Source organism: Enterobacter cloacae complex sp. HYC080_NIDB (assembly GCF_056673325.1).
The window spans coordinates 2550167-2564881 of record NZ_CP114212.1 but is presented as its reverse complement, the minus strand read 5'-3'; the positions used below and the strand labels follow the sequence as shown (position 1 = coordinate 2564881).

General features: G+C 55.0%; 15 protein-coding genes and 2 tRNA genes. 9 read left to right on the top strand and 8 right to left on the bottom strand.

The features are described 5' to 3' along the window. Positions 1-82: 82 nt before the first annotated feature. From fumD to O1723_RS12125, 3 genes are all read left to right on the top strand, one after another. Entirely contained in the window at positions 83-292 is a 210-nt protein-coding gene (gene fumD, locus O1723_RS12135) for a fumarate hydratase FumD (protein ID WP_023337180.1), read from the top strand. 108 nt (positions 293-400) lie between these two features. Further along, the gene (locus O1723_RS12130; protein WP_014883542.1) at positions 401-568 is read left to right on the top strand and encodes a hypothetical protein; all 168 of its coding nucleotides are present in this window, start codon (positions 401-403) and stop codon (positions 566-568) included. 145 nt (positions 569-713) lie between these two features. Then, complete coding sequence (locus tag O1723_RS12125) at positions 714-2120, top strand: DUF1996 domain-containing protein (RefSeq protein WP_023337181.1); 1407 nt, start codon at positions 714-716, stop codon at positions 2118-2120. Positions 2121-2168: 48 nt separating this feature from the next. Here the strand turns inward: O1723_RS12125 and O1723_RS12120 are convergent, their stop codons facing one another. Continuing rightward, complete coding sequence (locus tag O1723_RS12120; RefSeq protein WP_003857665.1) at positions 2169-2309, bottom strand: hypothetical protein; 141 nt, start codon at positions 2307-2309, stop codon at positions 2169-2171. Between the two features lie 125 nt (positions 2310-2434). On the opposite strand from O1723_RS12120, the gene O1723_RS12115 reads away from it, so the two are divergent. Both O1723_RS12115 and O1723_RS12110 read left to right on the top strand, forming a co-directional pair. Next, positions 2435-3217 (top strand): MBL fold metallo-hydrolase, encoded by a 783-nt coding sequence (locus tag O1723_RS12115; RefSeq protein WP_023337182.1) that lies wholly within the window; start codon positions 2435-2437, stop codon positions 3215-3217. A gap of 72 nt (positions 3218-3289) precedes the next feature. Next, complete coding sequence (locus tag O1723_RS12110) at positions 3290-3925, top strand: carbonic anhydrase (RefSeq protein WP_014883545.1); 636 nt, start codon at positions 3290-3292, stop codon at positions 3923-3925. Between the two features lie 28 nt (positions 3926-3953). Here the strand turns inward: O1723_RS12110 and O1723_RS12105 are convergent, their stop codons facing one another. The 4 genes from O1723_RS12105 to mdtK form a co-directional block, all read right to left on the bottom strand. After that, positions 3954-5549, bottom strand: a complete 1596-nt coding sequence (locus tag O1723_RS12105; protein ID WP_023337183.1) for an FAD-NAD(P)-binding protein — start codon at positions 5547-5549, stop codon at positions 3954-3956. Positions 5550-5667: 118 nt separating this feature from the next. Next, positions 5668-5744, bottom strand: a tRNA-Val gene (locus O1723_RS12100). Positions 5745-5748: 4 nt separating this feature from the next. Beyond that, positions 5749-5825: transfer RNA gene (locus O1723_RS12095), tRNA-Val, on the bottom strand. Positions 5826-5978: 153 nt separating this feature from the next. Beyond that, on the bottom strand, positions 5979-7352 hold the full coding sequence (gene mdtK / locus O1723_RS12090) for an MdtK family multidrug efflux MATE transporter (protein WP_014883547.1): 1374 nt from the start codon (positions 7350-7352) through the stop codon (positions 5979-5981). A 224-nt stretch (positions 7353-7576) separates the two neighbouring features. On the opposite strand from mdtK, the gene O1723_RS12085 reads away from it, so the two are divergent. Further along, positions 7577-8218, top strand: coding sequence for a riboflavin synthase (locus O1723_RS12085; RefSeq protein ID WP_014883548.1), 642 nt, complete (start codon positions 7577-7579; stop codon positions 8216-8218). Positions 8219-8249: 31 nt separating this feature from the next. Here O1723_RS12085 and cfa read toward each other — a convergent pair whose 3' ends face one another. Together cfa and punC are read right to left on the bottom strand one after the other, a co-directional pair. Beyond that, the gene (gene cfa / locus O1723_RS12080) at positions 8250-9398 is read right to left on the bottom strand and encodes a cyclopropane fatty acyl phospholipid synthase (RefSeq protein WP_014883549.1); all 1149 of its coding nucleotides are present in this window, start codon (positions 9396-9398) and stop codon (positions 8250-8252) included. A gap of 298 nt (positions 9399-9696) precedes the next feature. Next, complete coding sequence (punC, locus tag O1723_RS12075; RefSeq protein WP_014883550.1) at positions 9697-10896, bottom strand: purine nucleoside transporter PunC; 1200 nt, start codon at positions 10894-10896, stop codon at positions 9697-9699. A 114-nt stretch (positions 10897-11010) separates the two neighbouring features. Between punC and punR the strand changes: the two genes are divergently transcribed. Further along, on the top strand, positions 11011-11922 hold the full coding sequence (gene punR, locus O1723_RS12070; protein ID WP_014883551.1) for a DNA-binding transcriptional activator PunR: 912 nt from the start codon (positions 11011-11013) through the stop codon (positions 11920-11922). A 17-nt stretch (positions 11923-11939) separates the two neighbouring features. On the opposite strand, the gene purR is transcribed toward punR, so the two are convergent. Beyond that, a complete protein-coding gene (gene purR / locus O1723_RS12065) occupies positions 11940-12965 on the bottom strand; it encodes an HTH-type transcriptional repressor PurR (RefSeq protein WP_014883552.1) in 1026 nt (341 codons plus the stop codon). Positions 12966-13262: 297 nt separating this feature from the next. Here purR and cydH point away from each other — a divergent pair, with 297 nt between their 5' ends. After that, positions 13263-13352 (top strand): cytochrome bd-I oxidase subunit CydH, encoded by a 90-nt coding sequence (cydH, locus tag O1723_RS12060; protein WP_014883553.1) that lies wholly within the window; start codon positions 13263-13265, stop codon positions 13350-13352. A gap of 163 nt (positions 13353-13515) precedes the next feature. Then, entirely contained in the window at positions 13516-14682 is a 1167-nt protein-coding gene (locus O1723_RS12055; RefSeq protein WP_014883554.1) for an MFS transporter, read from the top strand. The last annotated feature ends 33 nt before the right edge of the window (positions 14683-14715 follow it).

The window sequence follows — 14715 nt, the reverse complement described above, 5'->3', positions numbered from 1 at the left end:
GAGATCCTCGCCGGGCTTCTTTTTTGTATCCGGCAGGAGAATCATTTAAGCTCAACGTTTAAAAGGCAACGGAGTGATGACGATGGGTAACGTGACCAAAGATGAAGCGCTGTACCAGGAGATGTGCCGGATGGTCGGTAAGGTGGTGCTTGAGATGCGTGATTTAGGGCAGGAGCCGAAGCATATTGTCATTGCGGGTGTGCTGCGCACGGCGCTGGCGAACCAGCGCATCAAGCGCAGCGAATTGACAACCGAAGCGATGGAGACGGTGGTTAAAGCGCTCGCCGGGTGATGCACCCGCGTTTCTCAGATCCCGCATATCAACAGTCGTTATTGTTATTTCCCCTCCATTGTTAATGGGTGTTTTACTGAACGCAGGTGAAGCAAGAGGGGCAAGACGATGAAAAAATGGATCAGCACGTTACGGCGGTTTTTTGCCACCCGACCTGTGAATGCGGAGAACAGCGCGCAACGTGTTCTTGAGTCAATACTGCCTGCCGCCAGCCTGTACGGCGTGGACGTTGCTAACATAGACCCGGAGTGGTTCCATGATAAAACGTCACGCTGAACTGCGCCGCACGCGCGAAATGTACTGGAATGAGCTGTGCGTTACGTCTGTAAAGCCACAATGAGGAGAAAAGTACGCGGTGAATCATTCGGTTAATTAACCCGTTGTTTGTTACCTATAGGTCCTTTCATTAATGGAGATAATGATGAAACGGACCACGTTAACCACGGCTCTTTCAGCCCCTGCGTTACTTCTCGCCATGCATGCGGCACACGCTGCGCCACAGGCTCATGTCGTCTGCGGCTACTCCCATACCCTTGGCGATGATGCCATTATGATGTTTGGCAGGCCCAACGAGGCCATGCTGCATGACTTCTTCGGCAACACGCACACCGATGCCAGCTCGACCAGGGAAACCCTGCGCAAGCTGGAAGAAACCACCTGCGATAATAAAGCGGATAGCTCGGCATACTGGGCACCTTCGCTGCGGCTGCCTGATGGCACTATCGTAAAACCCGCGTATCAAAAAACCTATTATCAGGCCTCGAATGTGGAAACCTGGCCGCTGCAGCCTTTCCCGGCGGGGCTATCACTGCTGGCGGGGGATCACCATGGTTCAGAGCCTAATCCGCATATCACGTTCTTATGTGCTAACGGCAAAGGTTACACGACAAAAACAGGCGAAGTGTGCGGGCTACGCAAGGCGGGAGACGCCGTGCAGTTTAATATCGGTATTCAGTTTCCCAACTGCTGGGATGGCGTGAATCTCAAGCCCGCTCACGGTGTTGCCAATGCGACGTACGATACGAAAGGGCAATGCCCGACCGCGTTTCCGGTGAAAATTCCGACCGTGAACATGAACATCGCTTATGTGCTTCCGACAATTTCATCCCTTGATACCAGCAAAGTACAGCTTTCCCTCGATCCCATTATGCATGGTGACGAACGCGAAGAACGCTGGGGAAGTCTCTACACTGCGCATGCTGATTTCATGAATGGCTGGACGGAAGAGGGTGCGCGCTTTATGACCGAGCTGTGCATGAATCGCGGGCTGGACTGTGGCACGACCGTGCCATATGCCTATTCAAAAGCGCAGGCAAACGTCTGGCTAAGCAGCCTTGAGCCGGAGCTCTCCCAGCCTCAGCCGCAGGCTTTGCTGGTGCAGGATAACTGGCAGAACGGAGGCCGAACGCAAAACAGTGAAACCCTCTCACTGGTGAAGTTTACGATCCCGCCGCTGCCAGCGGGACAGGATCCTTCTCTGTTTAAATATCGCGTTCGCATTTACGGCGGTAAGGTGGAAACTGACGGCGCCGATCAGATCTTCTTCTATCCGGCCAGCAACGACTGGGATCCTGCAACGGTGAACTGGGCTGACCGCCCGGCCTGCAGCTATCGATCCGATGCTGTGCTGTATCTCAACCACTCGCGCGAGTACAGAATGGTGGATGTCGACAAAGCCGTGCGCAAGGCGCTGGCGGAAGGGAAAACCGAAATATCGTGGTATATCGGCGGCGACCGCCAGGGGAACCATTACCAGTTTGAACCGGCTTCTTCGGCGCAAAGCCTTGTACTGATGCTGACGGGGTTTAAAAAGACGCCTGAACTGTAGCTTTCCGTTGAGTGCCAAAAAAAAGCACCGGCTGACCGGTGCTTTTTATCAGATCTTGCAGGCATCGCCGCAGTCGTCGTCGGCGACAATCGCCTGGGCTTTTTTGTCCGCGTCATCCAGACGTTCCGCGTTGCGTTCTTCCGCTTCATCCAGTCCGTTAAAAACCAGGTTATCGAGATCAATTTCCATGTTGCACCTGCTATGTTCAGTTATTGATACGGGCACAGTATAGGGCAAAAAAAGCCAGCAATGTACCACGCAGCACATAAGGATAATCCCTGCCATACTCAGTGCTTTATCACTGAGGAGCGCTCATGATTACACTCTGTAAAACCTGCGGTACCTCCTACGATGCACAGCCGGAAAGATGCCCGATTTGCGAGGATGAACGGCAGTATGTCCCGGCCAGCGGCCAGGCGTGGTTCGAGTATGAGACGGTAACGGCCACGCACGCGAATAAATGGCAGCAGCTGGAGCCGCAGTTGTACAGCATCAAAACGGTACCGTCTTTTGCGATTAACCAGCGCGCGTTGCTGCTGCGTACCCCACACGGCAATATTTTGTGGGACTGCATCGCCAACCTTGACCCGGCCACCCACGCTATCATCACCGCGCTCGGCGGCCTCCGCGCCATTGCGATTTCCCATCCGCACTATTACACCACCATGCAGGAGTGGGCCGCGGCGTTTGATGCGCCGGTCTATCTGCACGCCAGCGATCGCGAGTGGGTGATGCGCGCCAGTCCGGCGATTAATTACTGGGAGGGCGATGCGCTGGAGATCGTGCCATCGGTTACTTTGCTGCGTCTCGGCGGCCATTTCGCAGGCGGCACGGTGCTGCACTGGCAGGAAGGCGAGGGCGTTTTGCTGGCGGGGGATATTCTGCAGGTCACCCCCGGGAAGGATGCGGTGTCGTTTATGTGGAGCTACCCGAATATGCTTCCGTTGCCTGCCCGCAAAGTTGAGGAGGTCACCCGGCGCCTGGTGGGCAAATCTTTCGCCCGTCTTTACGGCGCGTTCGAAGGGCAGAACATTCCGGCGAATGCCGACGCTATCGTACAGCGGTCGGGCCAGAAATATATTGCTTGTCTGAAGTGAAGCGCGATGGGTAAAATTTACGAGTGTGATCGCGATCATACCTAAACTAAAACAGATAAAAGAGAAATTGCTATGCAACATATCATTGAAGGTTTTCTCAGCTTTCAAAAAGAGATTTTCCCGCAACGTAAAGAGCTCTTTCGCAGTTTAGCGTCCAGCCAGAATCCCAAAGCGCTGTTCATCTCATGCTCCGACAGCCGTCTGGTCCCGGAACTGGTTACTCAGCAAGAGCCGGGACAACTCTTTGTCATTCGTAATGCTGGTAATATTGTGCCGCCGTTCGGGCCTGAGCCTGGCGGTGTCTCTGCCACTATCGAATACGCGGTTGTGGCGCTGGGCGTGACGGATATCGTCATCTGCGGCCACTCCAACTGTGGCGCGATGAAGGCGATTGCCGATAACGCGAACCTGGAGCCGATGCCTGCTGTTTCACACTGGCTGCGCTATTCCGATGCGGCCAAAGCCGTGGTTGAGAAGAAAACCTGGGATAAGCCGCTCGATAAAGTGAATGCGATGGTGCAGGAGAACGTGTTTGCGCAACTGAGCAACATTAAGACTCACCCGTCCGTCGCGGTGGGGCTGCGTAACAACTCCCTTCGCCTGCACGGCTGGGTCTATGACATTGAAAGCGGCGAAATTCGTGCCCTGGATAAAGCGACGAAAACCTTTGTCTCGCTGTCTGAAAACCCGGACGTCTTCTTCGAGTAATATCGCGTTGCAGGGCATGGAAGCCCTGTCAGTTCTCTACGTACGGTAATCGACGCCGTAAACCTGTGGCCGGTTTTTCAGCCGCCCTGGCCATCGCCTCTGCAATCTCTGCACACTCCGCCAGCCCCTGAACAAAGGGATGATCGTGCATCAGCCACGGTATCGCGCCAAACGCGATGCGCCCGCGAACCGTTTCAGGCGCATTTAGCGTGTAATCTTCACCGACATCGGGTATCTCGTCGCCGGTCGTTTCCAGCGCTCTGCGCAGTGAGGGGAAAGGCAGATCTTTGGTTTTGAGCGGCTTTTGCCCGCGTGCATCGATGAAAACGTCAAAGCGGTAAACGGTCTCTTTTGTGGACACCACCGTGCGGTCGCTGCCAACATCCAGCGTATAGTCGTCGCCCAGGGCCGCCACGCTGATGATGCCAGCCTCGCGAAGCGCAAGCAGTCTGCGGATAGACTGCGGAGGGATCGCCGCATAGTTGTCGATAAACACGCGGGCCAGCCCGTTTTTGAAGCGCTCTCTGTCCTGATCGCTAAGATGGGGAACAATCTCCTGAACGACCTCATGCAGCCGAAGGACGGTATAGCGCCAGGCGACGGTGCGCCGTTCGCGTTTGTTCCGTTCAACTTCATTGAGGTTCTCTTCCGCCCAGCTAAACGGACCGTGCTGTTGACGATCCTCAAACCAGGCGTCACGCAGGCTGTCGGCGTTGTGGCGTTGCAGAGAAATTTTCTCGCACCATGCCGGGTCGGCACGTTGAAGTTCTTTCACCATCAGGGCAAAAATGCGGTCAAGCAGGCCATCCGATCCTTTGGCTATCTCGCCTTCAACCACGGATGCGGTTAAAACGGACAGCGGTTCGTAAGGGATAGGGCAGTAAAAATCGGCTTCCGGCAGAATGCCTGTCCGCGACATCAGCGTAATGTTTAACGCTTCACTGCCTTCGTCCAGGATGAATTTACCGTCACGGAACTCACCGTGCTGCATCACCACCGCCATCGCCGCATCCAGACCGCTTAACGATGTTCCCATAATGCCAACGCGGCAAGGGGGAATGCGGGCGTCCATCAGACCGGACCACGGGCTTGGGAAGAATGTGCGCATGGCTTCGTCCTCGTCTGGCCAGACGTGACCGGTGGCAATAACCGCAAGGTCAAAGCGTTCAGGAAAGACGTTGCCATTGACGGAAAGCGTGACGCCGGTTGAGGAGGGAATGACGTCGGTAACGGCTGCGGATTCATGGATGTTAACCTCGAACCCCTGCTTTTTAGCTTCTTTGACGATGGTTCGAAAGCTGTCGCGAAAATATTCACCCAGCAGGATCCGGGGCAGGAACTGCCGATCGTGGAGCGTGGTTTTATCTACCTTAAAACGCGCCAGGTGCGCTTCGCTCTGTCCCTTCAGCCAGTCGAGGTAGGTCATAAAAATGGGCGGGATTTCAATGCTCGCAATGTTCGCCAGCATCAGGCGAGAATTATCGTCGTCGTTATAAGGCATGCCCACGCCAGCGTCATCGGCCTGTTCAAAGACGGAAACTGAGAGCGGGGTGCTGTTTTTAAGCAGATGATAAAAGGTGTAAATCCCTGTGGGGCCGGAGCCGATAATGGCGATACTCTTCATCAACGCGCTTCCTGTATTTTTTCCATAAGAAAAGCGTAGCAGGAGAATAATGATGAAAATAAGGGATTAAGAAAAATCAGGGTATCTGAAGAGGATTTGCACCATTTCAGGACTGAAATGGTGCGTCCGAGTGGACTCGAACCACCGACCCCCACCATGTCAAGGTGGTGCTCTAACCAACTGAGCTACGGACGCAGAATGGTGCGTTCAATTGGACTCGAACCAACGACCCCCACCATGTCAAGGTGGTGCTCTAACCAACTGAGCTATGAACGCAACGTGTTGTCGGTGACAACGGGGACGAATATTAGCGGCACAGCATCAAGGTGGCAAGAGGGAAAATGCATTTTTCTCTCTGATTTCACGCGATTGCTTCATTACCGCGCAAAGTGAAGAGAAAGTAGCCGCCAGCAGACGGCTACTGCGTATTTAACGCGCAGCGCGTTGCAAAATCACGGTTGATGGCTGGCGCTGCAGGAAGCGCATGCGCATCATCATCATGATCGCGGCTGACGTCAGACCAATGATAAAGCCCATCCAGAACCCGGCGGGTCCCATGCGGTCAACCACCAGATCGGTCAGGGCCAGGATGTAGCCGCACGGCAGTCCCAGTACCCAGTAGGCGATGAAGGTGATAAAGAAGATGGAGCGCGTATCTTTGTATCCGCGAAGCACGCCGCTGCCAATCACCTGGATAGAGTCTGAAATCTGGTACACCGCGGCGAGCAGCATCAGGTGCGAGGCCAGTGCCACCACTTCCGGGTTGTCGTTATAGAGCAGGGCAATTTGCTCGCGTAATGCAACGGTAAAGAGCGCCGTACAGACCGCCATGCAGACACCGACGCCCAGCCCGGTCCGTGCGGCCGTTTGCGCATCCAGCGTCGAGCCCTGGCCCAGGCGGAAGCCGACGCGAATCGTCACCGCCGCCGCCAGCGACATCGGCAGAACGAACATCAGGGAGCTGAAGTTGAGCGCAATCTGATGCCCGGCCACGTTAACGATCCCCAGTGGGGAGACCAGCAGGGCGACGACGGCAAAGAGCGTCACTTCAAAAAACAGGGCCAGCGCAATCGGCAAGCCTAACTGCATCAGGCGCGTCATGATGCTCCAGTCCGGCGTACTGAATCTTTTCTCATTACGAATATCGCGCATAGAGCGGGCGTGTTTCACAAAGGTAAGCATACAGAAGAACATTACCCAGTAGACCGCCGCGGTTGCCACGCCGCAGCCGACGCCGCCCAGCTCTGGCATCCCGAAATGACCGTAAATAAAGATATAGTTCACCGGAATATTCACCAGCAGGCCGATAAAGCCCATCACCATCCCGGGCTTGGTTTTCGCCAGGCCTTCGCACTGGTTACGCGCTACCTGGAAGAAGAGATAGCCCGGTGCCCCCCAGAGCAGGGCACGCAGATAGCCCACGGCTTTGTCAGCCAGTGCCGGGTCAATGTTATCCATCGCGCGAATGATATGACCGGCGTTCCAGAGCACGACCATAATCAGCACGGAGACAAATCCGGCCAGCCAGAACCCCTGGCGGACCTGATGGGCAATGCGTTCGCGACGTCCCGAACCATTAAGTTGAGCAATAACCGGCGTCAGCGCGAGCAGCAGACCATGGCCGAACAGGATGGCCGGAAGCCAGATTGATGTACCGATGGCGACGGCCGCCATATCAGTGGCGCTATAGCCACCTGCCATGACGGTATCCACAAATCCCATTGCGGTCTGGGCCACTTGCGCGATGATCACTGGTATCGCCAGTGCCAATAACTGCCGCGCTTCATTCATGTACTTCTGCACGTGAACACCTTTATTTTGTAGTTATAAGAGAGACTAAAAAAGCCGCCGTAACGGGCAGCAAGAAGAAAATGCGGGGGGTGCCAGCTATTGTAGCGGGCTTTAGCTATTTATCTAGTGAAAAAATCGCCAGAAAATGCGCTCCGCTGGCAACCTCTTTTTCCAACTGTTATTGTGGTGGGATTAAACGGTGTAACCACCGTCCGGAGAAAACAGGAGTTGTAAGCATGTTTACTGGTATTGTGCAGGGCACTGCCAAAGTGGTGTCCATTGATGAAAAACCTAATTTTCGTACGCATGTTGTAGAGCTGCCGGAATATATGCTTGATGGCATCGAAACCGGCGCCTCGATTGCCCATAACGGCTGCTGTCTGACCGTCACCGAAATTAATGGCAACAAGATCAGCTTTGATTTAATGAAAGAGACCCTGCGTATTACTAATCTGGGCGAGCTGGCTGTAGGTGATACCGTCAACGTTGAGCGTGCGGCGAAGTTCAGTGATGAGATTGGCGGCCATCTGATGTCGGGGCACATCATGACCACGGCTGAAGTGGCGAAAATCGTGACATCGGAAAATAACCGTCAAATCTGGTTCAAAATGCAGGATCCGTCATTAATGAAATACATCCTCTATAAAGGATTTATTGGCATTGATGGGATTAGCCTGACGGTTGGAGAAGTGACGGCAACGCGTTTTTGCGTGCATTTAATTCCTGAAACGCTGCAACGCACCACGCTGGGTTCGAAAAAACTCGGGCATCGCGTGAATATCGAAATCGATCCGCAAACCCAGGCGGTAGTGGATACGGTTGAGCGCGTGCTGGCGGCAAAAGAAGCGGCAATAATAACGAGCACAGAAGACGAATAAAAAATAACCCCGGGTAACCGGGGTTATTTTTTTAGCGGGCGACCCGCAAGCCGTGCTCAATCCCTCGGCTGAAAACAACCTGCCAGAGCTGAATATCCCGCGCGCGAAACGCCCCCGCGCAGGCATTCAGATAATAGCTAAACATCCGCTTGAATCGTTCAGAGTAGTTGTCCGCAATCTCCGGCCAGGCTTCCTGAAAACGTGCATGCCATGCCATCAATGTGGTGTCGTAATCCGCGCCAAAGTTATGCCAGTCTTCCATCACGAAATGGGACTCGCTGGCGTTGGCAATCTGGCGCACGGACGGTAAACAGCCATTCGGGAAGATGTATTTGTTGATCCACGGGTCGACGTTGTTGTCGGTGCGCTTAGACCCGATGGTGTGCAGCAGGAAAATGCCGTCTGGTTTCAAATTGCGATCCACGACGTCAAAATAGGTGTCGTAGTTTTTCGGGCCAACATGTTCGAACATACCCACGGAGACAATACGATCAAACTGTTCGTTCAGGTCACGGTAATCCTGCAGCCGGATGTCAACATCAAGACCCTGGCAGCGTTCTCGCGCCAGCTTTTGCTGTTCTGCTGAAATCGTGACGCCGACGACGCTGACGCCATAGTGCTTCGCCATAAAATACGCCAGCCCACCCCAGCCGCAGCCGATATCCAGGACACGCATTCCGGGCTCAAGCTGCAGTTTCTCGCTAATCAGACGCAGCTTGGCCTGTTGCGCCTCTTCAAGCGTCGATGCCTCTTTCCAGTAGGCGCAGGAATATTGCATGAAGGGGTCCAGCATACGGCTGAACAGGTCGTTGCCAAGGTCGTAGTGCTCTTTGCCGACGATCCAGGCGCGTTTTTTACTTTGCAGGTTAAACAGGCGGGCTGAGGCGACGCGCAGGGTGTCTTTCAGATGGCGAGGGAGTTGATTTTCCAGACCAGCACGCAAAACGCGGGTGAAAAATATATCCAGCCGTTCGCATTCCCACCAGCCATCCATATAACTTTCTCCCAGGCCTAACGATCCCTCTCGTAACACGCGTTTAAAAAAGTCGGGATGTTTAACCTGAGGATCGGATGGCGATGATCCATTAATCGTGATGCCTGCTCGACCTAACAGTTCACTGACGATCCGGGACCAGTTATCGTCCGGAACGCTGACTTCTTCAATACACGATGAACTCATAGCTTCTCCATCACCCTACTGTGATCAGAACCTTCAAACAGCGTAGACGCTTTTTTTGGTTTGTGAGAAATCTCACGGTATATACCGCGAGGCTAGTATCCGACGTAGAACAGAGGAAGGGAGATAACCCTTGCCGAAATGCCTTCCATGGTAAAACGGGAGCACTCCGGCTCCCGTTAACACTTAATATTTATCGTATTTAATCGAACCAAATTTAGTATAGGCCGCAAAATTTGTTGATTCAATAGAAAATTGTTAGCAACCTAATCACCGAAAAGTTACATAATTTTTGCAGTAATTACGCATGTGACGTTTCTGCCTGCGCGCGGTTATCCTGCGCACGCTGCGCGGCTGCCTGCATACGATAGCCCATGCCGGCCAGCGCAACGGTAACCAGCATCACGCTGGTGGTGGTCAGGAGCGGCGTGGCAATCAGCGCCGAGACCACCAGACTGGCCAGGAAGCACAGCCCCAGTTGCAGCGTATTCTGAAGTGCGGCCGCACGGCCTGTCGCCTGCGGGAAGGGACGAAGCGCCTGCGCCACAACGATAGGGTATATCGCGCCGTTCGCGATGGCCATTACGCAGAATGGAATCAAAATTTCAGCCAGACCGACGCCGGGAATAAAGCCGACGGCCCAGGTCCCGATAACGCTCAACGCATACAGCACCAGCAACCACGGCAGCATCTGCTGGCCTTCCCATTTTTGCAGCGCCGCGCGACAGCCGTACCCGCCAACCAGGAACGCGATGGTCTGCGGAACATAGCTTAGACCGATGGCCGCCGGGCTGTAGCCCATATCGTGCAGAATAAAGGGTGAACCGGTCAGCCATGCGAAGAAGCTCGCCGAGCAGGCAGCATAAATCAGCACATTACCGCGATACGCTTTGGCGCTCAGCAGGGAGGCAAAGGTAATTGGGCTGGCGTCGGCATGCGCCTCTTTTTTATGCGCGGGCTTGAGGGCGAACGCCGGCAGCATCAGGATCAGCGTGATGGCAAACAGCGTGGCAAAGATGGCCTGCCAGTCGAAGTGCGCGAGGATCCAGCTACCCAACAGCGGGGCGAGGGCAGGGGAAAGCCCCACCAGCGGCATAATGGTCGCGAAAATTCGGTTTGTACGGTTCGCCGGATAGTAGTCGGTCACCAGCGCCTGCCAGGTGACGGCCGCGGCGCAGACGCCGACTGCCTGAATAAAACGCAGTACCAGCAGCCAGGTGGCGTCGCGAACCCATAGCATCCCCAGACAGCCCATGGCAAAAATGGCCAGACCCAGCAACAGTACCGGCTTGCGGCCAAAGCGATCCGAGAGCGGTCCCCAGAGCAGCTGCGCGAAGGCAAAACCGGCGAGGAACAAACTCAGGCTGGCGCTGATCGCGGCGGCAGGGGTTTGCAGATCTTCCTGCATGGCGGCGAAAGCCGGCAGGTACATATCGGTGGCTAAAAAGCCCAGCACGCTTAAGCCGCCGAGCCAGACTAAAAAACCTTTCCTGGGTTGCATTATTTTCTTCTCCTGAGGAGGCAGGTGTACATTGGCGCAGAGTGTAGGGAGTGCAAAGCGGCTTGTGAAACGCTAATATTTGGCGGGTGCATTCAAATTTTTTGCAGGCAGAAAATGTGGTCAGATTATTCTCTTGAAGTGGTCGATGCTGTCGCGCGTAACGGCAGCTTTAGCGGTGCAGCGCAGGAGCTGCACCGCGTCCCGTCGGCAATCAGCTATACGGTGCGTCAGCTAGAAGAGTGGCTGGCCGTTCCGCTGTTTGAACGGCGACATCGTGATGTGGAATTAACGCCTGCCGGGGCGTGGTTTTTGAAAGAAGGGCGTTCTGTTATCAAAAAAATGCAGATCACCCGCGAACAGTGTCAGCAGATCGCTAACGGCTGGCGGGGGCATCTTTCCATCGCGGTCGATAATATCGTGAAGCCGGAGCGCACCCGGCAAATGATCGTCGATTTCTATCGTCATTTTTCTGACGTTGAGTTGCGTGTTTCGCAGGAAGTGTTCAACGGCGTGTGGGACGCGCTGTCGGACGGCAGGGTAGAAATGGCGATTGGGGCGACGCAGGCGATTCCGGTTGGGGGACGCTACGCCTTTCGCGATATGGGGATGCTGAGCTGGAAATGCGTAGTGGCACGCGATCATCCCCTGGCGGCCATGGAGGGGCCGTTAAGCGACGATACCCTGCGTAACTGGCCGTCGCTGGTGCTGGAGGACACCTCCCGCTCGCTGCCCAAGCGTATCACCTGGCTGCTGGATAACCAGCGTCGCGTGGTCGCCCCGGACTGGGAATCGTCGGCGACCTGCCTCAGTGCAGGGCTGTGCGTCGCGATGGTGCCCGTTCATTTTGCGCGCCCGAGAATCGACACCGGCGAGTGGGTTGAACTGACGCTGGAGAATCCGTTCCCGGATGCGGCTTGCTGCCTGACCTGGCAACAAAATGATGTTTCACCTGCTATGGCCTGGCTGCTGGATTATCTGGGGGACAGCGAAACGCTTAACCGGGAATGGTTACGGGAGCCAGTGTGACTGGCTCCGTAAAGCGATTAACGACGGTAGTCGCGGAACGGACCATCCGCAACGGAACGGCGTTCGATGAGGCGCGGGTGGACTTCAATGGACTGCGACTCTTCACGTTTGTTGACGATCCTGTCGAGCAGCATGTTGAAGGCCGTTTCACCCAGCGAATCTTTCGGCTGGTGAATGGTGGTCAGCGCAGGGGTAAAGAAGCGTGCGTTGCGCACGTTGTCATAGCCGATCACGGAAATGTCCTGCGGGACGCGCAGACCCAGCTCATCGGCCGCACAGAGCGCGCCCATCGCCATGATGTCGCCCCCGCAGAAAACGGCGGTAGGACGATGTTGCTGGGAGACAATCTGCTGCATCGCGCGGTAGCCTGATTCCGGCTCAAAGTCACCCTGTACGATCCAGTTTTCTGGCACGGTGATCAGCGCTTCTTCCATTGCTTTCATAAAGCCAGCCAGACGACCTGCACCGGTGTTACGCTCAAGCGGACCCGGGATCACGCCAATCTCACGATGACCGCGTTCGATCAAATAACGGCCCGCCATATAGCCGCCTTCAAAGGCGTTGTCGATAACGGAATCCGTGAAATCCGCACGGGCTTCACCCCAGTCCATCACCACCATCGGGATATGTCGATACTCTTCAAGCATCGACAGTACGGATTCCGGGTACTCGGAACACATCACCAGCAGGCCATCCACGCGCTTCTGCGCCATCATGGAGAGATAGGCTCGCTGTTTTTCAATGCTGTTCCACGCGTTGCCCAGAATCAGGGTATAGCCTTTCTGGAAGCAGTTTTTCTCTACCGCCTCAATGATCTCAGCAAAATAGGCCGCTTCGCTGCTGGTCGCCAGCAGACCAATCGATTTGGTGTGATTCACCTTGAGGCTGCGCGCAACCGCACTTGGCGAGTAGTGCAGCTCTTTGATTGCTGCCCAGACGGCGTTGCGCGTCTCTTCCGCCACAAAGCGGGTTTTGTTAATTACATGTGATACGGTTGTAGTGGAAACGTTTGCGCGTTTTGCTACGTCTTTAATTGTTGCCATTAAATGTCACTCCAGACCATATCCTAAACTCCTGAAATACTTGAAGGTAAACGTTTGCCTTCTCTCACCCTTATCACGCAATTTTAGATTGCGGTACGCCAGGAAAACGACACGGGACGTCAGGAGGGGGTCAATGGCCGGTACGCTAATAAATTTAGCGTGGAATTTTGTCCTATCTTGATGAAAAGGGGAAGAGGTAAAGTGGTTATCAGCTTAAATCCGGGAAGATTTTTGACGTAAACTGTGCAAAAATGAGCAAGCTCACTTTTCGTGGGGGGATTAAAAGGAGAAAAATTGATGAGTTCCGATCTGAAGTTTTCGCTGTTCACCACCATCGTTGTGCTGGCGCTGATTGTGGCGGCTGGCCTGACGGCTGCGCTGCACTGATTTACGCGGAGGGAGAATCTTCTCCCTCCCGGTTTACCGGATTGTTACTTCTCAGGCAAAAATCTTTTGCCATTTTGTTAACTTCTCATTTTTTGTGATTGATGTCATGCTTTCCGCTTCTTTGTTCTGTGTCACGACATGACACGGTATCCGGAGTTGACGCATGAAAATCAATTTTCCCCTGCTGGCCCTGGCGATTGGCGCTTTTGGGATTGGCACCACCGAATTCTCCCCGATGGGGTTGCTGCCTGTTATCGCCCGGGGCGTGGATGTCTCGATCCCTGCGGCCGGGATGTTAATCAGCGCTTATGCCATCGGCGTGATGGTGGGGGCGCCGCTGATGACGCTACTGCTTTCACACCGCGCGCGCCGTAATGCGCTGATTTTCCTGATGGCGATTTTCACCCTGGGCAACGTGCTCTCTGCCATTTCACCTGACTACACCACCCTGATGCTGTCGCGCATTTTGACCAGCCTGAACCATGGCGCGTTCTTTGGGCTGGGCTCGGTCGTGGCCGCAAGCGTGGTGCCGAAACATAAGCAGGCAAGCGCCGTGGCGACCATGTTTATGGGGCTGACGATTGCCAACATTGGCGGCGTACCGGCTGCGACCTGGCTGGGTGAAGCGATCGGCTGGCGTATGTCATTCCTGGCAACCGCCGGGCTGGGCGTGGTGGCGATGGTGGCCTTGTTCTTCTCCCTGCCGAAAGGCAGCGCGGGTGAACGTCCGGACGTGCGCAAAGAGCTGTCGGTACTGGTGCGCCCGCAGGTGCTTTCTGCACTGCTGACCACCGTGCTGGGGGCCGGGGCGATGTTTACGCTCTATACCTACATTTCACCGGTGCTGCACGATATCACCCATGCAACCCCAATCTTTATTACCGCGATGCTGGTATTGATTGGCGTAGGGTTCTCAATGGGTAACTACCTTGGCGGGAAATTTGCTGACCGTTCAGTGACCGGAACGTTGAAAGGCTTTTTAACCTTGCTGATTGCCATCATGATCGCGATTCCGTGGCTGGCGCGTAACGAGTTTGGCGCGGCCATCGCGATGGTTGTCTGGGGCGCAGCCACCTTCGCCGTGGTGCCGCCGCTGCAGATGCGCGTGATGCGTGTCGCCCACGAGGCGCCGGGTCTCTCTTCTTCAGTGAATATCGGTGCGTTTAACCTGGGGAATGCCTTGGGTGCTGCGGCGGGCGGCGCCGTCATTTCTGGCGGTCTGGGATACAGCTTTGTGCCGGTGATGGGGGCGATTATTGCCGCGCTCGGCCTGCTGCTGGTGATGATGTCCGGCCGGAAACAGCCAGAAGCCGTTTGCACGGCGGAATAATAAAAATAACGCAGAAGGGGGACCCCTTCTGCG

Excerpts from the sequence above, each read along its gene's own strand:
- fumD (WP_023337180.1), top strand. The coding sequence starts at position 83 with ATGGGTAACGTGACCAAAGATGAAGCGCTGTACCAGGAGATGTGCCGG.
- O1723_RS12130 (WP_014883542.1), top strand. The coding sequence starts at position 401 with ATGAAAAAATGGATCAGCACGTTACGGCGGTTTTTTGCCACCCGACCT.
- O1723_RS12125 (WP_023337181.1), top strand. The coding sequence starts at position 714 with ATGAAACGGACCACGTTAACCACGGCTCTTTCAGCCCCTGCGTTACTT.
- O1723_RS12120 (WP_003857665.1), bottom strand. The coding sequence starts at position 2,309 with ATGGAAATTGATCTCGATAACCTGGTTTTTAACGGACTGGATGAAGCG.
- O1723_RS12115 (WP_023337182.1), top strand. The coding sequence starts at position 2,435 with ATGATTACACTCTGTAAAACCTGCGGTACCTCCTACGATGCACAGCCG.
- O1723_RS12110 (WP_014883545.1), top strand. The coding sequence starts at position 3,290 with ATGCAACATATCATTGAAGGTTTTCTCAGCTTTCAAAAAGAGATTTTC.
- O1723_RS12105 (WP_023337183.1), bottom strand. The coding sequence starts at position 5,549 with ATGAAGAGTATCGCCATTATCGGCTCCGGCCCCACAGGGATTTACACC.
- O1723_RS12085 (WP_014883548.1), top strand. The coding sequence starts at position 7,577 with ATGTTTACTGGTATTGTGCAGGGCACTGCCAAAGTGGTGTCCATTGAT.
- cfa (WP_014883549.1), bottom strand. The coding sequence starts at position 9,398 with ATGAGTTCATCGTGTATTGAAGAAGTCAGCGTTCCGGACGATAACTGG.
- punC (WP_014883550.1), bottom strand. The coding sequence starts at position 10,896 with ATGCAACCCAGGAAAGGTTTTTTAGTCTGGCTCGGCGGCTTAAGCGTG.
- punR (WP_014883551.1), top strand. The coding sequence starts at position 11,011 with ATGTGGTCAGATTATTCTCTTGAAGTGGTCGATGCTGTCGCGCGTAAC.
- purR (WP_014883552.1), bottom strand. The coding sequence starts at position 12,965 with ATGGCAACAATTAAAGACGTAGCAAAACGCGCAAACGTTTCCACTACA.
- cydH (WP_014883553.1), top strand. The coding sequence starts at position 13,263 with ATGAGTTCCGATCTGAAGTTTTCGCTGTTCACCACCATCGTTGTGCTG.
- O1723_RS12055 (WP_014883554.1), top strand. The coding sequence starts at position 13,516 with ATGAAAATCAATTTTCCCCTGCTGGCCCTGGCGATTGGCGCTTTTGGG.